Annotated in this window: 4 protein-coding genes; all 4 read right to left on the reverse strand. The window is 70.1% G+C overall.

Features of this window, described 5'->3' with window-relative positions:
* Window positions 1–22 precede the first annotated feature (22 nt).
* Complete coding sequence (locus tag G5C60_RS28350; RefSeq protein ID WP_165263771.1) at window positions 23–1,387, reverse strand: PfaD family polyunsaturated fatty acid/polyketide biosynthesis protein; 1,365 nt, start codon at window positions 1,385–1,387, stop codon at window positions 23–25.
* Window positions 1,384–10,551: an SDR family NAD(P)-dependent oxidoreductase gene (locus G5C60_RS28355; RefSeq protein ID WP_165263772.1), complete on the reverse strand. Its 9,168-nt coding sequence runs from the start codon at window positions 10,549–10,551 to the stop codon at window positions 1,384–1,386. Before G5C60_RS28355 ends, G5C60_RS28350 begins: the two co-directional genes overlap by 4 nt.
* Window position 10,552: 1 nt before the next feature.
* Complete coding sequence (locus tag G5C60_RS28360) at window positions 10,553–19,456, reverse strand: SDR family NAD(P)-dependent oxidoreductase (RefSeq protein ID WP_165263773.1); 8,904 nt, start codon at window positions 19,454–19,456, stop codon at window positions 10,553–10,555.
* Window positions 19,449–21,019: type I polyketide synthase (locus G5C60_RS28365; RefSeq protein WP_206440118.1), on the reverse strand; the 1,571-nt coding region annotated here is incomplete at its 5' end. The genes G5C60_RS28365 and G5C60_RS28360, both read right to left, overlap by 8 nt.

Consider the following 21,019-nt stretch of genomic DNA (forward strand, 5'->3'; position numbering starts at 1 on the left):
GCCAGAAAATCTGTTCCGATGCCTACCTGTACTGCGAAAGCATCGAGGATGCCTCGCGCATCAGCTCCCGCGCTATCCGGTCCGGATGCCGATTTCTCCAGCTTTCCCACGGACCGCCTCGCGCCCATTGGTTGAAAGCCCCAAGGGCAGGACCGGTGTGGATCTGAACATTCGCCCGGTCGGAATCGGTGTCCGAGAACGAGAGTCGGCTGCTGTAGCCGTAGTACCAGCGGAAGATGAGGGCCATGCGCCGCTTCGGACTGCGCTCGGCACGCTCGATCTCCGATTCACGGCCCGTCTTCAGGAGGCGCTCGCAGGTTTCCCGCCAGACCTCGTCGACGCTCTTCTTGAAGTAGGCATCCTGGATCTGCCGGCGAACCTCCTGCGGGATCTCCTCCCAGGAGTCGTAGCTCTTGTACAGCGCGTACAACCGGTTCGCTCGGGCGGGAAACAGCCCGCCCTTCTTCAGGACTTGGACCTGAGCGCCGATCTCGAACATGTCGCCCGCCGGACAGTAATCGGTGTCCTGGACGTCGATGGTCTGCAACCGGTCCTTCACCGCGTCGCTGATGCGGGCCTCGACCGTGCACTGGTTGATGGAACCGGTCATGACGAAGTCGGCGCCCATGGCGAAGGCGGCGGCCACCGCGTGCGGCGTCCCGATCCCCCCGGCGAGCCCGAGGCGGATCTCCTCGCCGTAGCCGAACTCCCGCGTCATACGCTGCCGCAGGCTCTGCATCGACGGCAGCAGCACGGTGGACACCCCGCGGTCGGTGTGGCCCCCTGAATCCGATTCGACGGTGAGGTCCTGCGCCACCGGAATCCCCCGGGCCAGCTCGGCCTGCTCGTGAGTGACCCGGCCCTCGGCCACCAGCTGCGCGACGAGTTCCTGCGGCGCGGGCCGCAGGAACTCGCCGGCCACCTCGGGCCGCGAGACCTTGGCGACGATCCGCGTGTCACGGTCGACCCCGCCGCCCCGCCGAGCCCGCAGTCCCGACAGGTGGAACAGGACCAGGGCCGGGGTGACCTTGATGAAGGCCGACGCCTCGATGACGCGCACACCGTGGGCGAGCAGCATCTCGACGTTGGCCGTCTCCCGTTCCGGGTGCTGGAGGTCGCACAGCAGGTTGACGCCGAAGGGCTGATGGGGCGCCAGGTGCCGCCGCATGTGGGCGATGTCGTCCGTCACCCGCTCCGGGCTCAGGCCGGCGGCGCCCAGGAATCCCATGAAGCCCGCCCGCCCCATGGCGACCACCAGCTCCTTCGAGGCGATACCTCGGTACATCGACCCCGACAGATAGGCGTAGTCGACGCCGAAGTCCCGGCGGAACGAGGCGCAGCCGAGCCGCCCTGCCGTGTCCTGCGCACGTTCTCCTGTCGCGTTCACTTCGTGTCCCGCGCCTTCTGGTGGCGGGTGACCCAGGCTTTCGCCACCGGGAGCCGCTTGTCCCGCTTGCCGGAGTAGAACAGCTTGCAGAAGGACCGCACGGTGCTGAGCGCCGCCGGGTCGCCGAGCATCACGAAGTGGTTCGCCGAGTCCACGTCGACCTGGTGGAAGTTCGGCAACTGCCGCTGCCACTCTGCCCAGTAGACGCCGTGGTCCAGGACCGCGCCGTCCTCCTGCGTCGAGAACAGCGGCTCCATCTCCCCGTAGAACAGGCCGCTCCGGTTGCGGAAGTAGAAGCAGGTGACCGACTCCGGCCGCGGAAGCGGCGCGATGTCGTAATCCAGCAGTCCGTACGCCTCCTGGACGCGCAGGTTGCGCAGCACCCGGTCGCGCAGCAGCTCCGCGTCCCCCTTCAGGCCGCGCCCGCGCGCCAGCGTGAGCATCTGGTCGAGCAGGCCCTCCTCGTCCTGGTCCCAGACGACCTCGCGGACGGGCACCAACGTGGTGGCGAAGTCCTCCGGAGCCGGCTTGGACGCGGCGAACAGCAGGGCGTTGACCTGTTGCAACAGCATGTCGGTACGCGACATGGTCACGTCTCCCACGCTGTCGTCGTACGTGTCCACCATGACGATGCTCTCGACCGTCGCGCCCTGCTCCTGGAGCCGCCGCGTCACCTCGTAGGCGATCAGGCCGCCGAACGAATAGCCGCCGAGGTCGTAGGGCCCCTCGGGCTGGACCGTGCGAATGATCTCCGCATAGTGCTCCGCCAGCGCCGAAATCCCGTGCAGCGGTTCGCTGTTCGTCATCCAGCCACGTGCCTGGATCCCGTAGAAGGGCCGCTCGATGCTGTCGGTGATCGACGCGTAGACCTCCACCCCGCCGAGCCCGCCGTGGAACCAGAAGACCGGCCGGCCCTCGCCTCCGGCGTTGAGGTGAACGACCTCCGGGATGCGCACCGTAGCGGCATCCGCCGACCCCGCCCCGGCGGATGCGCCGGCTCCGGACCCGAAGCGCCGCAGCAGGTCCCGGGTCGACCGGCACTCGCTCAGCGCGCCGAGATCGGCCATGGGGTCGAACTCCGCCCGCAGTGCCTGGAGCAGCTGCGTGGCGTGGATCGAGCTGAAGCCGAGGTCCGCCAACGGCGTCGCGGGGTCGAGTTCGTCCGTCCGCATCCCCAGCAACTCGGCGACGACGGCCGTGATCCGGTCCGCGGCTCCGTCCGCCGGAGCAGCGGCCGGTGGAGCGGTGACCGCCGTCGGAGCCGCGTCCTCGATCGCGGTCTCGGGCGCGGGAGCGGTCACGGCATCCCGTCCCGGGGCCGAGGGCACCCAATACCGCTTCCGGTCGAAGGGATACGTCGGCAGCGACCGCAGCATCCGCGGGGTTCGGTCGCCGCGCGGCACCGACCCCCAGGGCACCGTCCCGCCCCGCGCCCACAACAGAGCCAGCTTCTCGATATGGTTCTCGGCCAGCAGTTCACGTACCAGCGCGTCCCCGGCCCGTCCGCTGAGCAGCAGGTCGAGGTCCGAGTCGGCCCGCCCGGCGTTACCGGTGAACAGCGGTACGGGGGCGGTCTCTTCGGAACCGTCGAGGTAGTGGGCGAGGCCCGCGGCGAGCTCCTTGAGGTTCCCCGCCACCAGCGCCAGCCGGGAGTCCATGGCCTCGCGCCCGCACTGCAGTGTGTGGGCGAGGTCCGCGAGAAACAGGTCCTTCTGCGCGGGCAGGAACTCCAGGAGCCGGCTCGCGACAGCCCTCAGCCGGTCCTCGGTGCGGGCGGAGAGGACCACGATCTGCGGCATCAGGTCGTCGTCCCGGGATGCCGGTGCGGCGGCGTCATCGGCGGCGGGCTCCGCCACGTACTCCTCCACGACCAGGTGGGCATTGGAACCGCCCGCTCCGAAGGAGTTGATGGTCGCCCGCAGCGGGTACTCCCGCTCCTGGCCGTCGAGGTTCACGACGGGCCGGTGCCACGGCTCCGCCTCCTGCGGCAGATAGAACGCGGTGCCTTCGAGCTCCACCCCCGGATTGAGTCGACCGCCCCCGGCGAACGGGACGAGGCTGCGGTGACCGAGTTGCAGGACGACCTTGCTCAGCTGGGCTATGCCCGAGGCCGCCTCGAGGTTGCCCAGCGTGGACTTGACCGTGCCGACCGCGCAGTACCGCTCGTCCCGGGTGTGCTCGCTGAAGGCGTCCCGCAGCGCCGCGAACTCGATGGCGTCGCCCATCTGGGAACCGTTGGCCGACACCTCGGCGTAGCTGATAGTGCGCGGGTGGATGCCCGCCCGCTCCAGGTTCTCCTCGATCAGCCGCTCCTGCCGGTCAGGGCTTGGCACCATGGGGCCACTGGTGCGGCCCTTGTGGTTGGTCTCGCTCGACCGGATGACGGCGAGGATCTCGTCCCCGTCGCGGACGGCCTTGGACAGCGGCTTCAGCAGCACCGATCCGACGCCCTCCGCGGGGATGAAACCGTCCCCGTCGAGGAGGGCGCGGCTGTCGGGGTCGCTGCCCGTGAGACCGGTCAGGCTCAGCCCCAGGTACTTCTTGGGGTGCAGGGAGAGGTTGACGCCACCGGCGATCATCATGTCGCTGCCGCCCCTGCGCAGTTCCTCGCACGCCATGTGGATCGCGACGAGCGACGAGGAGCAGGTGGTGTCGATCGCGAGGCTCGGCCCCTGCAGGTCGAAGAAGTGCGAGACCCGGTTGGCGATGGCGCTGTAGCTCATCACCGACGTGATGGACTCGTGCACGATGTCGGACGCCAGCAACTGGTACTGCTGGTACATCGCGCCGACGTAGACGCCGACCCGGTTCCCATGTACGTCGCGCAGCCGGTCCCGGGTGTAGCCGGAGCTCTCCAGCAGGGTCCAGACGCACTCCAGGAACAGGCGCGTCTGCGGATCCATGATCGCGGCCTCGCGCGGTGAGACGTTGAAGAACAGCGCGTCGAAATCGGCTACGCCGTCGAGGAACCCGCCCCAGTTGGTGGGGGTCCTGCCGGGCTGGTTCCGTTCGGAGTCGTAGAAGCGGCTGTGGTCCCAGCGGTCCTTGGGCACCTCCGTCACGCAGTCCCGTCCCGCGACCAGGTTCTCCCAGAACCCGTCCAGGTCCTGCGCGCCGGGATAGCGGCCGGCGAGTCCGATCACGGCGATCGCGTCCTCGCGGGCCGCGGGCCGCACCGGCTCGGCCGGTGACGGCGCCGCGACCGGCACGGGGAGCTGTGCGACGGCCACCGGGGCCGCGGCCTCGGGTACGGGCGACGGGTCGGGCTCGCCGTGGATGCCGGTGACTGCCCGCACGGCGTCCGCGTGGGCGCGGAGGAAGTAGGCGCTCAGCTCGTGGACGTTCTCGTACTCGAAGAACAGCGTCTTCGACAGCGAGCCGAAATCGACCTCGAGGCGGTTGGTGACCGAGAGCGCAAGCACCGAGTCGATGCCGAACCGCTCGAAGGGCGCCGCCGGGTCGATCCGGTGCGCGGGCACCTGGATGACCTCGCTCAGCGTCTTCCGGAGATGGGCCACCAGGGCGGCGCGCACCGTGTCGGCCTCGGTGCCCGTCGCGGGCAGGGATCGGGTGGCAGCCGGGCCCTCCACCAGAGCGGCCGACCGCAGCGGTGCGGGCCGGGACTCCTCCGGCGCCGATGACCGGTCCAGCACGGTGCGTCGGATCCGGTCCGCGTCGCCCGCCACGACCAGAACCTGGCTGTGCGGCGCCTCCAGCGCGGCGTACAGCGCGCCCATGCCCGCGGCGGTCGGCATGGGCGTCATGCCAAGGCGCGCGTTCAACATCGCCTCGGTACCGGGATCCATCCGCATCCCGCCCTCGGCCCACAGCGGCCAGTCGACCGACACGGAGGCCCCCGAGCGCTCACCACGGTCGACCAGGTGGCGCCGGTGGTGCGTGTAGGCGTCCAGGAAGGCGTTGGCCGCCGCGTAGTCGCTCTGCCCGGCGTTGCCGAACACCCCTGCCGCGCCGGAGAAGGACACCATGAAGTCCAGCGGTACGTCCTTGCTGGCCTCGTCCAGGTTCACCAGGCCGGCGACCTTCGGCGCGAGGACCGCGCGGCACTCCTCGGCGGTCTTGCCCCGCACGAGGCCGTCGCGCAGCACCCCTGCCGCGTGGATGATGCCGTGCAGGGCGCCGTGCTCCCGCACGATGCCGTCCACCAGGGAGCGCACGGCGGCGGCTTGGGCGACGTCGACCTGCGCGTAGCGAACTTCGGCGCCCTGGCCGCGCAGCGCGTCGAGGACGGACTCCTGTTCGGGGCCGAGTGGCGAGCGGCCCACCAGGACGAGCTTGATGTCGCCCACCCCGGCGGCCATGTCCTGAGCGACGAGCGTGCCGATGCCGCCAAGGCCGCCTGTGACGAGGTAGACCCCGCCACTGCGCCAGGGCACCCGGACCTCTGCGGGCGCATCACTCTCGCGCCAGGCGAGGGCCTCGACGCGGCCGGCCCGGAAACGTACGCAGGACTCGTCGGGATGCCGACGGGCGGCGACGACCCGGGTCATCATCTGCTCGGTGGTCTCGGCCGGGTCGACGAGCACGACCTGCGGCAGCAGCCCGGGCTCCTCCGCCTGCGCCGACTTCAGCAGCCCCGACAGGCCGCGGGTGGTGGCGAGTCCGGCCTCGTCGGGGACGACGAGTTGGACGCGGGCCCCGTGCCGCACGCCCTCGGCGAGGAGGCGGCGCAGGTGGTCAAGGGCCTGGACGGTGTACTCGGTGAACCGCTCCGCGATCCCGGGGGCGGCAGAGGTCAGGTGCAGCAGCCGCGCCGCCGGATCCCGCCGGGCGAGGAGTTCGCCGAGGGCAGGCAGGTCGGGCAGCAGGACGACGGGGTCCCGCGGCTCGGCGTCCGGGTCGCCGGGGACGGCTTCCCGCCAGACCGGCAGGAAGCTGACGCGGGACACCGCGTCCGGCTCGGTCCCGTCGACCTCGCCCTCCAGGACGCGGTAGGACATACCGCGGATCCGGACGCAGACCCGTCCCTGGTCGTCGCAGAGGTCGATGTCGAGCTTGAGGACCGGGCCGTCCGTCCGGGCGACCTCGCTGGAACGGATCCAGGCCCATATCGACTCCGGGCAGTCGCCGAGCACTTCGAGCTCGTCCAGGGCGAACGGCAGGGAGGGCTTCATGCCGGTCGTGTCGAGTGTTTCGGCCGTCCCGGTCGCGAGACCGATGCCGAACGATGCCTGCAGGGTCGCGTCGAGCAGGCTCGGGTGCAGGACGAACTCGTCGCGAGCGGCGCGTACCGAGCCGGGCAGCACCAGGCGGGCCAGGATCTGGCCGCGGCCGATGTGCAACCGCTCCAGACCCCGGTGCGAGGGGCCGTAGCGGAACCCGATGGCCTCGTACGCCCGGTACAGCTGGGCCGCGGTCAGCTCCCCCTGGTCGCATGCGGCCCGCAGGGCCGACACGTCGAGCAGCGCGGGCTCCACCGCCCTCCGCACCACCTGCCCCTGGCTGTGCACCACCGGGGTGGCGCCGGGCGCCCGGTCCGGCGTACCGGTGATCTGGTAGTCGGCCTCGTCGGGGCCCCCGGGTATGAGGGACGTGACGAGGGTGACGGGCTCGGCGTCCACGGCCACGGGCCGCGCCCACACCACGTTGCGCAGGGCGATGCCGTCAGGCCCGGGCGCGCCCAGGGTCAGGGCGGCGGCGGCCCGCGCCATCTCCAGGCAGGCGACGCCCGGCAGCACCTTCCGCCCCTTGACCACGTGGTCGGTGAGGAAGTGCTCCTCGCCCGTGAACCGCGTGCGGTAGCGCCGGGCGTCGAAGTCCGAGGCGTCTTCGTGCAGCAGCGGGTGCGGCTCGGCCGTGCCGGGGCGAGCCGCAACGAGCGCCCGCTGCTCGGGCACCCAGTACCGGTCACGGGCGAAGGGGTACGTCGGCAGCGGTACGCGGTTGTGGCGGTCTTCGGCGAAGAGGCCGGCGTACTCCAAGCCGTACCCCTGGACGTAGAGGTCCGCGACGGTCGAAAGGAGCTCGGTGCGGGATGCCGGGTCGGTGGCGGCCCGCCGGACGCAGTCATTGCCGAGGTTCCGCTGTGCGGCACGCTCGTCGAGCCCCTGCGCGGGGACCTCGCCGACGCGCACGCGGGGGCTCTGCCCCCCTTGGAGCCAGGTGCGCAGGCTCTGGACCAGTTCCTCACGGTCGCGTACGACCAAGGCCAGCCGGTGCGAAAGGTGTTTGCGGCCGAGGAGCAGGGTGAAGGCGATGTCGCCCGCGTCCAGCTCGAGCCGCTGCTCGCAGTGGTCGATCAGGCGCTCGGCCTGCTCGACCAGTTGCCCGGCGGTGACCGCGGAGAGGGTGACGAGGTGTGCGGTGGACGCGGTGGCGGGGCGGACCGCGCCCGGAGCCTCCTCGAACACGATGTGGGCGTTGGTCCCGCTGACTCCGAAGGAGCTGACCGCGGCACGTCGTGTGCCGTCGTTCCCGGCAGTCCAGGGGCGGTTCGCCGTGTTCACGTAGAAGGGGCTGTCGGACGTGTCGATGTGCGCGTTCGCCTGCTCGAAGTTGATCGAAGGCGGGATGCTTTGGTGCTCGAGCGAGAGCAGGACCTTGATGGCTCCGGCGACGCCGGCCGCGGTGACGGTGTGGCCGAGGTTGGATTTGACCGAGCCCAGTGCGCAGTAGTCCCGCCGGTCCGTGTACCGACGGAAGGCCCGGTTCAACGCCCGGTACTCGATCGGGTCACCGAGCTTGGTGCCCGTGCCGTGCGCCTCCACCATCTGGATGTCGTCGGGGCTGATCCCGAAGGTGTCGTAGACCGAGGTCTCAAGACGCTCCTGGGACGCGGCGCTCGGCGCGGTGATCCCGTTCGACGCGCCGTCCTGGTTGATCCCGGAGCCGCTGATGACGCCGCGGATGTGGTCGCCGTCGGCGAGCGCGTCACTGAGCCGCTTGAGGAGGAGGACTCCGACGCCCTCGCCGGGCACGAAGCCGTCGGCCCGGTCGTCGAAAGTGTGGCAGCGGCCGCTCGGGGAGAGCATGCCGGCCCGGCCCGCCAGCATGTAGAACTGCGGCGTGCACTGCACGGAGACGCCACCCGCCAGGGCCATCTCGGTTTCGCCGCCCCACAGCCCCTGGCAGGCGAGGTGGATGGCGACGAGCGAACTGGAGCAGGCCGTGTCGACCGCGATCGCCGGGCCCTGGAGGTCGAGGTGGTACGAGATGCGCGCGGGCATCGCCGACAGCGCGTTGCCCCACATGGACTGCGGGGGCGCCTCGGCGCCGAACAGCTGCGCGTACCCGCTCTCCTGGCAGCCGACGTACACGCCGACGCGCCGCCCCTGGGTGTCGGAGCCCGCGTAGCCGGCGTCTTCCAGCGCCTTCCACGACTCTTCGAGGAAGAGCCGCTGCTGCGGGTCCATGTAGGTGGCCTCGACACCCGAGATGTTGAAGAAGGCCGGGTCGAAACGGTCGATCCCGTCGATGAAGCTGCCGCGTTCGCAGCTCCGCTCATCAGCCGAGTAGTACTGCGACAGGTCCCAGCGCGAGACGGGCCCGGTGAGGTCGTGGCCCTGTGCGAGGTGCTCCCAGAGCTGCTCGACGTCGGCCGAGCCGCCGAACCTGCCGCTCATGCCGACGACGGCGATGGGCTCTCTGGACGGGGCACCCTCGGCTGTCCGCGCCGCATCCGGCAGGGCGGCCGGACCGTTCGGATGAGCGTGGTCGACGATGTGCCGCGTCAGCCGGCTGACGGAACCGTGGTCGAAGAGGTCGGTCGTGGAGAGGTCGGTGCCGAGCGCACGGTTGATCTCCTGGATCAGCCGCACACCGATGATCGAATCAACGCCGTAGTCCATGAAGGCGTCATCCGCGGCGATCTGTGTCCGGTCGATCTTCAACGACAGTCGCAGCTGCTCGAAGATCGTGTCCCTGACGTGCTGTTCCAGCGCCTCGCCGGAGGCAACGGGCTCCTGGATCCCCTGTCGGGCGAGGCCGTCGCCGACCGTTTCCGCCGTCGGGGCTGCGGGCTCCTCCTGCGCCTCCTGCCGGACGAGGCCGTCGCTCTCTGCGGCAATCACTTGGTAGCCGAGCTCGTGCAGCCGCCGCGCCGGGAAGGACACGGAGCCGAATCCCTCGTCGTCGAGCGCCTCCTCCCAGGACTCAGGGGAGAGGCCGGGGCCGCCCGGTATGCGCAGATCGTCGTCCTCGTGGAGCCACCAGCCGTCGAGGAGGCCGAACGTGAGGTGCGTGAAGAGCGAGTGGGTGGAGAGCTCGTTGGCGAGCAGGACACCGTGCTGCTTGAGCGCGCCCTTGGCGTTGCGCAGCGTCCGGCGGATGTCCTTCGTGGCGTGCAGCACGTTGGTGGCAAGGACGAGGTCGTAGGAACCGGGTGTGATGCCCTGCGCCGCCAGCGGCTCCTCGACGTTGAACAACCGGTAGTCCAGATAGGGGTACCGCGGCCCGTACTCCTCCTCCGCGTACATCAGGAAGGACTTCGACAGATCCGTGTAGGAGTACGTCGAGACGTGCTCCGCGAAGGGCTCGAGACGCTCGAAGACGGTGACGCTCCCGCCGCCGGTGCCCGCGCCGATCTCCAGGATGCGGACGCGGGCGGCCGGGTCGGCACGCACGATCTCCCGCACCACGGCGGCCGCGGTGTCCGCCAGGATCCCGTTGAAGCAGTCGGAGACGGGGTTGTCCCGGTAGATGCCCTCGACCAGCTCCATCGACGAGTCGGGGAACATCACGTCGGTGGCGAGCACCTCGCCGCTCAGGATGCCCGGCAGCGCACGCAGTGTGGCGTCGAGCAGGGTGAACTGCGCTCGCAGGGCGGGGTCACCCTGCGAGTCGACGCCGTGGTCCGCCCAATCCGACCACGCGGCCGAGCTGTTCACCGTCGCCGCCGGGACCGGCTGCGAGGGGGAGCCGTACAGGAGCCCGCGAGCGCGCAGCCGCCGCACGGATTCGTCCAGCCAGCGCCGCAGTGCACCGTCGGGGAGCGGGGCGCAGGCCTCGCCGGACAACTGCCCCGCGCTCTCGACCTGAACGAGGAGCAGGCGGCTCAGCAGCTCCTCGTCCACGCCCGCGGTGGCACCGTCCTGCGTGCCCGCTGCCGGGCCGGCCGTACCGGCCGACTCCTGACACAGTCGGTGCAGGGGGACCCGCGTGCCTTCGGGCACCATCGTGATGGCTTCGCGCCGAATGTCGTTCAGCATGTCAGGAATTACCCCCGTGGGCCTTGATCAGCCCGAGTTGGTCGAACGTGCCCGAAAGGAGGACGTCGAGAGCCGCCATCCCGTCTGCGGGCTCGATCGAGTCGGCACCGGCCTTGTGCATGCGCTCCCGGTACTCGGGTGCGGCGACGATGCCGACGGTGCCCCAGTAGCCCCAGTTCATGGTTTTGACAGGAATGTCCAAGTCGCTCGCGAGGCGGTGGGCGTAGGCGTCCTCGAACACGGATCCCGCCACGTAGTTGCATTGCCCCGAAGCCTTCAGGAACGAGTTCATCGAGGAGAAGAAGAGGAGGAAGTCCAGCGGCTCGCGCCGGAAGACCTGGGCGAGCCGGACGCTCACGTCGACCTTGGCCGTGACCGCGGCGCGGAAGCGCTGCTCGTCCATGCGTTCAAGGCTCCGGTCGAGCAGCACGATCGCGGATTGCACCACACCGTGCACGACCGGATGGATCCTCTTGATTTCCTTGTACGCCCGTTCCAGCGCCGCCCGGTCGGTGGCATCGGCCCGCACGTAGTGCGGTCGGGGGCCGAGCTCGCCGAGCCGCCGCAGCTTCGCCCGGATCGAGTCGTCCTCCGCCCTCCGCCCGATCCACACGACGTGCGCGCCGTAGGTGCGGATCATGTGCTCGGTCCATGCCTCGCCGATGCCTCCCGCGCCGCCGATCACGACGTAGACGCCACCCTGCCGGTACACCGCCGGGCGGGTGCGCTCCGTCGCGGTGTCCTGCACGGGCACGAGGCTCTGGCGGTACCAGCGGGAACGGCGGTACGCCCACACGGTGCCGCTCTCCTCGCGGGGCAGTGCGAACAGCTGCGCCACCGGCCAGTCGCGGTCCGGGTCGAGATCGGCCAGGCGCACCGTCCAGCCCGGGTACTCCTTCGCCACCGAGCCGAGCAGTCCGTGCAGTCCGGCGTGGGTCGGCTCCACGGCGTCCGTGCGCCGGACCCGCAGGGTCCGCTCGGTCACGACCGTGACGTCGAGCGTGCGGCGGTCGTACCCCAGGCTCAGCAGCGCCTTCAGCGTGCGGAAACAGGCGTACAGACCGACCTCTTGTGCGTCCACCAGCGCGTCGTCCGCGACGTCGGCGGCCGTCTCCCGGGGAGCCAGCCAGACCAGATGCCCGAGGGGCTCGCCGATGGCGTCGATCTTCGCGGCGATGGTCTCCGTCGTGTCCGCGGGGTCCAGCGGCAGGTGTTCGGCACCTGGATGGACGTCTCGGATCCGCTCCCAGTGCTCTGCGGTGCGGCCGATCACGACGACTCGGCTGGACGGGAGGGTGACGTCCTGCGGCGCGTTCTTGGGGACCGCGTCCCAGACCGGCGCCAACAGGATGTTCGCCCCGCCCGGAACTTCGTCGTCGGGTGTGGCCGGTGCGTGCTGTTCCTCGGCGACGACGGGGCTCGGTGACGGCAGGGACACCGCGGGCTCCCGGGACGCCGGGGCGTCGTCGAACCAGTAGCGCTCACGGGCGAAGGGGTACGTGGGCAGCGGGACCCGGCGAGTCTGGTTCCCCGCGGACAGCCGCGCCCAGTCGACGGGCGTTCCGTCGGTCCAGGCCGCGGCCAGCCGCTCGGCCTCCGTCACCGAGACCGTGCCGTCCGGATCGACCCGCGGCGTCAGCTCGGTCCGGCCTGCCCGGTTCTTGCCGACCTGGCCGGTGGACATGCCGTCCGCCCTGCCGTCCTCGGCGTACCGCGTCAGCCTCTCCACCAGCTCTCCCGGCGTGGTGGCCACGACGGCCAGCCGTCGTGTCATGGCTTCCCTGCCCTGCTGCAGTGTGTGGGCGACGCCCGCCAGGGCCAGCGACGGGTGGGCGCGCAGGTGCGCCGCGAGGCGGGCGGCCGACGTTCTCAACTGCTCCTCGCTCCTGGCCGACAACACGAAGACCTGCGGGCCACCGACCGGCCGCTCCGCGGCATCCGCCGGATACTCCTCCACGACCAGGTGGGCGTTGGTACCGCTGAAGCCGAAGCCGCTGACGGCCGCGCGTCGCGGGGAGCCCGGTTCGGCCTTCCACGGCGCGAGCTCGGTGTTCACGCGGAACGGAGAGCCTTCGAAGTCGAAGTGCTGGTTGGGTCGGTCGAAGTGCAGCGTTGGCACCAGCTGCTCATTGCGCATGCACAGCAGCACCTTCTGGATCGAGGCGATGCCCGCGGCGGCCGAGGTGTGGCCGAGGTTGCTCTTCACCGAGCCGATGGCGCAGTACCCGGTCTTGTCGGTCCACTCACGGTAGACCGTCGCAAGGGCTTCCAGCTCGATCGGGTCGCCCAACTTGGTGCCCGTGCCGTGCAGTTCGGCGTAGCCGATCCCAGCCGGGTCGATGTCGTACCGCTCGTAGACGTCGCGCTCCAGCTCCATCTGGCTCACGACGCTCGGCGCGGTGATCCCGTTAGTCCTGCCGTCCTGATTGATGCCGGAGCCGACGACCACGCCGTGGATGTGGTCACCGTCGCGAACAGCGTCGTCGAGACGCTTGAGGACGAGCGCGCCCACGCCCTCGCCCGGCACGAACCCGTTCGCACTGTTGTCGAACGCCTTGCAACGGCCGTCCGGGGACAGCATGCCCGCGCTGGACATGCTGAGGTACGAATCCAGGCTCAGATAGAGGGTGACGCCACCGACGAGGGCCATGTCGATCTCACCGCTCCGCAGGGCCTGCGTCGCGAGATGAGTGGCCACCAGAGAGGACGAGCAGGCCGTGTCCAGCGCGATGGCCGGACCCTTGAGATTGAGGAAGTAGGCGATACGCGCGGCGGTGATGGCGTTGCTTCCGCTCGTGGCCGCGGCACTCGACTCATCGCCGTGCCGCTGCATGAGCATGCCGTACTCGCTGCTCATGATCCCGAGATAGACACCGCACTTGCCTCCGCTCAGCGAGCTGGGGTCGTATCCCGCGTCCTCGAACGCGTGGTACGCCTCCTCGAGGAAGAGCCGCTGCTGCGGATCCATCGACTCCGCTTCCGCAGGCGGGATGTTGAAGAACAACGGGTCGAAGATCTCGATGTCGTCGAGGTGCCCCAGCCACTTGCAGTTGACCTTGCCCTCCTGGTGAGGACGCGGGTCGTAGTGATCGGCGACGTGCCACCGGGAATCGGGGACCTCGTCCACGCAGTCGCGGCCCTGCGCCAGGTTGTCCCAGTACTCGTGCAGGGTCGGGGACTCCGGGTACCTGCCGGACATACCCACCACGGCGATCGCGTCGGCTGACTTGGCAACCTTGATCGGCTCGATCTCGGCAACCCTGACCGGCTCCGGCTCCGGCTCGGCGACAGGCTCGGTCACCTCACGAAAGGGTCGCCCTTGAGGGGCGCCTCCTTTGGCCAGTTCCCCGGCGATGTAGTCCGACAACTCCACGACGGTGGGATGGTCGTAGAGCCGGGTCACCGTCAGATCCAGTCCGAATCGCTTGTTGACCGCGTTCATCCACTCGACGCCGACGATGGAGTCCAGGCCGATGTCGGTGAACTTCGTGTCGTGATCGATCTCTTCCTCTTGCATGTACAGGGCGTCGGCGAGGCTCGCCGCCAACTCGCGGATCAGGCCCTCCTGGTCCTGAACGGCGGGCGCCGGAGGAAGGAGCGCGCCGGGCGTCGGGCCGAGCGGGTCTGCCGGGGCAGGGCGCAGGACACTTTCCGCACCGGTCACCGCGGTTGCGTCGGTCTCCTCGGCCTGCCCCTCTGGCACCAGAGCGACGGAGCCCAGGGAAGCGGGTCGCGCGGGCGCCGGCCCGCCGCTGTGCCCGAAACCGGCGTCCAGGGGCGTCAGGCCGATGCCGCGGGGCTTCGCGATGATCCGGGTGCCGGACACCGGGGCGGTGCTCGGCGCGGCCGCGGCCGACACGGCCGGGCGCACTTCGGGCTCGGCGGACTCGGCCGGCGTGACCGCGTCGCGGTCGGCGGTCCCGGTGCCGGTGCCGGTGCCGGACCGAGCACCGTCGGCTATCCAGAACCGGTTACGGGCGAACGGGTAGGTCGGCAGTGAGATCCGACGCGGCAGCGAGTCCGGGTAGTAGCTGCGCCACGGCAGGTCAAGACCGCTGGTCCACAGTTCGAGCAGCTTGGCGAACTTCCCCTTGTCCACCCAGGCCGCGATGGTGCGTTCCATGTCCTCGTCCTCGACGAGGACGGAGACGACGTCCTTGGAGCGCCTGCCGCGGCCCCGGTACAGCTCGGCGTTGTCCTTGCACTCGACGTAGTCGCCAAGACGGGCCGTCAGCTCAGCCGCCGAGCCGGCCAGGAACGCCAGCCGCTCGACCATGTGCTCGCGGGCCACCTGGAGAGTGGCCGCGACAGCGGGCACGTCGGCATCCTCGAGCTGCTCCTCGCGCGCCCAGTCCAGCAGGCGCCGGGCCTGCTCGCGCAGTTGCTCCTCGGTGCGCGCCGAGAGCACGATGACAGACTCCAAGGGCCCCAGCGCCGGATCGTCGGCCGGCGCGGGCCGGTCCGGTACGTACTCCCCCACGATGACGTGAGCGTTCGAGCCGCCGGCGCCGAACGACGAGATGCCGGCGAGACGCGGATACTCCCGAGGTCCGTCGGGTGTGTCGATCACCGGCCGCCGCCACTCCGCCGGCTCCTGCTGCACCCGGAAGGGCGTCTCGCCGAAGTCGATGTGCGGGTTCAACGTCTCCGAGTGGAGCGAGGGCACCAGGCGGCCGTGCGCGAGCTGCAGCAGCACCTTGGTGAAGGCCGAGATGCCCGCGGCGCTCTCGGCGTGCCCGATGTTGCTCTTGACCGAGCCGATCGCGCAGAACTGCCGGTCACCGGTGTGCCGTGAGTACGCCTTGGCGAGACCGGCGATCTCGATCGGGTCCCCGAGTGAGGTGCCCGTACCGTGCGCCTCGACATAACTGATGGTGCGCGCGTCGACTCCCGCCCTGTCCAGGGCGCGGGCGATCACCTCGGCCTGGGCGTTCGGGTTGGGGACGGTGTAGCCGTTCGTCCGGCCACCGTGATTCACCGCCGTCGCCTTGATGACTCCGTGGATGCGGTCGTTGTCGGCGATGGCCCGGTCAAGCCGCTTGAGCATCACAGCCCCCACGCCCTCGGCGGGCACGTAGCCGTCGCCGCCCCGGCCGAAGCTCTCGCAGCGGCCCGTGCCGGACGCGAAGCCGGCCTGTCCCAGCAGCAGGTACTTGGCGGGGTGCAGGGACAGGTTGACGCCACCGGCGACGGCGACCTCGCAGTCGCCCAACTGCAGGCTCTGGCAGGCGAGGTGGAGAGCCGTCAGGGACGAGGAGCACATCGTCTTGACGGTGAGGCTCGGTCCCTGCCAGTCGCAGAAGTAGGAGACGCGGTTGGCGATGTTCGCGGCGTTGCCCGGAACCGGCCTTCCGTCGGCCATCGCCTGCTCGGTCGCGCCGAAGAGCTGGTACTCGTCGTACATCGAACCCACGAACACTCCGACGTTGCCCCCGGCTCCGTTCGGGGAGGGCGCCGTCAGGTCCTGGCGGGTGTATCCGGCGTCCTGGAGCGTTTCGTAGACGCACTCCAGGAACAGGCGCTCCTGCGGGTCGGTGAACTCGGCCTCACGCGGCGACATGTTGAAGAACAGCGGGTCGAACCGGTCGACGTCGTCGAGGAAGCCGCCCCACTTGGCGTTCGTGGTACCCGGCTTGGAACGGTCCGCGTTGTAGTAGGCGCGGTAGTCCCAGCGGTCCTGGGGGACCTCGGTGACGCAGTCCCGGCCTTCGGCGAGGTTGCGCCAGAACGTCCGCAGGTCGGGTGCCTGCGGGTAGCGACCGCCCATGCCGATGACAGCGATCTCCGTACTGCCCGGTGCGGAGGGGGCAGACGGGACGGACGGGATGGACGGGGCAGACGAGGCCGACGGCTCCCTCGGTGCCGGAGGAGTGGGCGCCGTGGCGGCGGGTCCGGTCCCCCTCAACTCCCGCAGCCGGTCCGCGTGGGCCTCGATGAAGTACTGGCTCAGCTCCTTGATGCTCCGGTACTCGAAGAACAGCGTCTTCGGCAGGTTCCCGAAGGATTCCTCAAGCCGGGCGGTGAGGTTGATGGCCTGGATCGAGTCGATGCCGTAGCGCTCAAGCCGGCTGCCCGTCTCGATGCGCTGTGCCGGCACCTTCAGCACGTCCGAAAGCAGCGAGGTGATGTACGTGATGGTCCACTCCGCCAGGCCGTCGTCCCGGCCCGCCGCCGGACGGCCGGGAGTTCCGGTCTCCGCGGATGCCGTGTGCTCTCCGGCTTGCTGCATCGTCAGTGTCTCCCTGATCCGATCCGTGTGCCCAGCGGCGACGAGTACCTGGTGATGGTTCGTTTGGAGGCACCGGGCGAAGGCCCCGACGCCGGCGCCGCGCTCCAGCGGGGAAATCCCGAAGCGGTCGCGCAACACCGTCCTGGTGTCGGCGTCGGCACCCATGCCGCCCTCGGCCCACAGCGGCCAGTTGATCGAGAGGGTGCGGCCGGACCGGCGTCCGTCGGCCACGAGACCCTGGCGGTACTCGGCGAACTCGTCCATGAACGCGTTCGCCGCCGCGTAGTCGGCCTGACCGACGTTCCCCGTGACGGCGGCACCGGAGGAGAAGGTCACGAAGAAGTCCAGATCGAGGTCCTGGGTCGCTTCGTCGAGGCTCGCCAGGCCGGTCACCTTCGGTGCCAGAACCTCACGGAACGCCCGTTCGGACTTGCGCAGGATGAAGTCGTCCTCGACCACGCCGGCGCTGTGGATGACGCCGTGGATCGTCCCCGCGGTACGCCGGATCCCGTCGACCAGGGCCTTGACCGCGAATCGGTCGGTGACGTCGACTGGTTGGTAGGACACCTCCGCGCCCGATGCCCGAAGCCGCTCGAGGATCCGGCGCGGCTGCTCCTTCTCCGGAGAGCGGCCGACGAGGACGAGCCTGGCGTCCTTCACCTGCCCGGCGATCTCCTCCGCGAAGATGCGGCCGAGGCCGCCCATGCCGCCGGTGATGAGGTAGACGCCTCCGGCCCGCCACGGCGAGCCGGGGGCCTGGGCCGGGGACTCCTCGGCCCAGGTGAGCACCTCGCGCCCGTCTCCGCGAAGTCGCACGGTGGCGTCGACGGGGTTCCGCCGCTCCTTCGCGAGGAGATCGAGCCGTGCCTCGACCGGTGTCTCGGCGGCTACGACGACGACCTGTCCGGTGATCCGCGGGTTCTCCAGAGCCGCGGTCCTCAGCAGCGCGCCGAGACCGGTCAGCACCGCCGACTCCGGTCGATCGGTCAACAGGATCTGGAGGACGTACTTCGTCTGCGTGCCGTCCCGCAACAGCTCCTGCGTCTTCTCGAACAGCTGGAGCGCGTAATCCGTGTAGCGGGCGTCGACAGTGGTGGCCCGGGAGTTGAGCGTCACCACCTCGCAGCCCGAATCCGCCGCGGCACCGTCCACGAGTGCGCCGCTCTCGGCGAACACCACGGCCCGCCCGCCGACGGCGGGGACCGCCGCGTCGGGCAACGGGCTCCGCTGCCAGCGCGGAGCGGCGAACACCTCGCCGTCCGCACGCGCGACGGGCGCCTCGACTGCCGTCTCCGAGTGCGGCGCCCGTACCGAGAGGCCCCGGACGCGTACCTGGACTCGTCCGGCGTCGTCACACAGATCGAGATCGAAGGAACGGGTGGCCCCGCCCACTTCATCCCGGGCGCTACGTCGGGCCCAGACCCAGAGGGCTTCGCCCGGGGCGGCGAGCACCTCGACCCGATCGACCCCGAACGGCACGAACGCCTGCGTCCGGGAGTCCGGCTCCCCTGCCATCACTCCTGCGAAGGTCTGGAGAGCCGCGTCCATCAGGCTCGGGGGCAGACAGCAGCCCTCCGCGTCGATGCGTGCCGCTTCGGGCAGCACCAGGCGTGCGAGCGCCTGGGACTCGCCGAGGAGCAGATGCTCGATGCCGCGGAACGAATCGCCGTACGCCAACCCGGCGGAGCGGAACCCGCGGTAGATCTCCGCCGCGTGCAACCGCCGTTCGCCGCACGCGGCCCGCAGCCTCGTCAGGTCCACGGAGGCCGGTGACGCGTCACACGGCACCACCGAGCCCGTGCACAGCAGAGCGGCATCGGCGCCCTCGTCGGCGACGGACATCTCGAAGTGGACCGCGTCCGCGGAATCGGGCCGGAGCACCACGTGCAGTTCGCGCGGATGGTCGTCGATGCGGAGCGGCCGGATCCAGACCATGTCCGTGAGAGCGACGCCGGCGTTGCCCGCCACCACCGTTCCCCTGAAGTCGGCCGCCGCCGCGAGTGCCATCTCCAGGTACGCGGTTCCGGGCAGCGTCCGCATCCCGTGCACCACGTGATCCTTCAGGATCGGCTCTTCGCCGACGAAGGTCGCACTGTAGTGGCAGCCTCCGGGCTCTGAGGCGTTGCGGTGCAACAGCGGATGGGGCGCGGCAGCCGACGGCGGTACGGAACTGGCCCGCGCCTGTGGGCTCGCCGTCACCCAGTACCGCTCCTTGGCGAACGGGTACGTGGGAAGCGGGATGCGGAAGGGCTTGCGCGGAGCGTAGAGCCGAGCCCAGCCGACGGCACCGCCGCCGACCCAGACCTCCGCGATGCGGCGCCATGCGCGGGCGGAGATCAGTGAGCGGACCAGGTCGCGGTCGTCCTCGCTCTGCTCGTCCCAGCCCTGCGACTCCGGTACCCGGCCGCGAAAGACCTCGACACTGCCGTCCTGTCCCAGATGGGTCCTCAGCCCCCGGGCCACCGCGTCGAGGGAGTCAGCGGTGAAGGCCAACCGGCAGTCCAGCGCCGCCCGCCCCTCCTGGAGCGAGAAGGCCAGGTCGACCAGATCGAGCCGCGGCTGCTCCTCGACGAAGGTGAGCAGATCACGTACCCGGGTGTCCAACTGCTCTTCTGTCACTGCCGACAGGACGATCACGACTGCCGATGACTCGGCGTTCTCACGTGTGTCACGCATAGCGATACTCCTCCAACACCACGTGGGCGTTCGTCCCGCTGAATCCGAAAGAACTGACGGCGGCCCGCCTCAGCTCCTGGCCGTTCCGCGCTCCCCAGAACTGGAGATCCTTGTTGACGGACAACGGGCAACCGTCGGAGTCGAGAAGCTCGTTGGGCGTCTCGAAGTGGAGAGACGGTACGAGCAGGCCGTGGCGCAGGCCGAGCAGCACCTTGTGTACGCCGGCGATGCCGGCGGCGGCGGACGTGTGTCCGATGTTGCTCTTCACCGAGCCGATGGCGCACGCCCCCGCGGCGACTCCCCGCTCGCGGTAGACCGTGCTCAGGGCGTCGAGCTCGATCGCGTCACCGAGCTTCGTCCCCGTACCGTGCGTCTCGACGTAACCGATGGACGCCGCGTCGATGCCGTGCCGGTCGTAGACCGTACGCAGCAGTTCCATCTGGCTGTTGGCGCTGGGAGCCGTGATGCCGTTGGTCTTGCCGTCCTGGTTCGTGCCTGACGCCAGTACCGTGCCGTAGATGTGATCGTGATCGGCTTCGGCGTCGCTCAGCCGCTTCAGCACCAGGGCTCCGACGCCCTCGCCCGGCACGAAGCCGTCGGCTCCTTGGTCGAACGACCGGCACTGTCCCCGTGCCGACAGCATCTGCGCCCCCGACATCCTGACGTAGCTGCCCGCGAGCAGGTACAGCGAGACACCTCCGACAAGGGCGAGGTCGATCTCACCACTGGCCAGGGCCTGTTGGGCGAGGTGCAGCGCGACGAGAGAGGACGAGCAGGCGGTGTCGAGGGCGATCGCCGGGCCCTTGAGGTTGAGGAAGTAGGCGATGCGTGCAGCGGCGATCGCGCTGCTGCTGCTCGTCGCGACGGTGTCTTCCTCGCTGTCGTTGCCGGACACCAGAAAGCTGTACTCGTTGCCGCTGATGCCCAGATAAACACCGCATTTCATCTTGCTCAGAGACCCGGGGTCGTAGCCCGCGTCCTCGAAGGCCCGATACGCCTCCTGCAGGAACAGGCGGTGCTGCGGGTCGATGCCTTCCGCTTCGGCCGGCGAGATGTTGAAGAACAGCGGGTCGAAGCAGTCCGCGTCCTCCAGGTAGCCCATCGACTTGCAGTACGTCTTGCCCTTCTGGCCGGGGCGGGGGTCGTAGTAGCGAGAGACGTCCCACCGGTCGGCGGGCACTTCCCGCACGGAGTCACGGCCGTCGCGGAGGTTGGCCCAGTACTGGCGGAGGTTCTCCGCGTCCGGGTAGCGCCCGGACATTCCGACAATGGCCGCGCGGTTACCGGGGCCGGCGGTGTACGGAGCGTCCGCGGGCAACGCTGGCTCCCACGCAGGCTCGGGCTCCGGGTCCGGCTCCGGCACAGACACCGGCTCGGGCTCTGGCACCGGTTCCGGCGTCACCGGCACGAAACTCGGCTCCGGGGCCGGAGCCGGATCCACCACCGGCGAAGCGACCTCCTCGGCCGGTATCAACTGCGCTACATAAGCAGCCAACTCCGCGACCGACGGGTAGTCGTACAACCGCGTCGCAGTCAACGACGTGCCATACGCCTTATTGATCG

Source organism: Streptomyces scabichelini, from assembly GCF_011045015.1.
In the GTDB taxonomy this organism is placed as follows: Bacteria; Actinomycetota; Actinomycetes; order Streptomycetales; family Streptomycetaceae; genus Streptomyces; species Streptomyces scabichelini.

Excerpts from the sequence above, each read along its gene's own strand:
- G5C60_RS28355 (WP_165263772.1), bottom strand. The coding sequence starts at position 10,551 with ATGCTGAACGACATTCGGCGCGAAGCCATCACGATGGTGCCCGAAGGC.
- G5C60_RS28360 (WP_165263773.1), bottom strand. The coding sequence starts at position 19,456 with ATGCGTGACACACGTGAGAACGCCGAGTCATCGGCAGTCGTGATCGTC.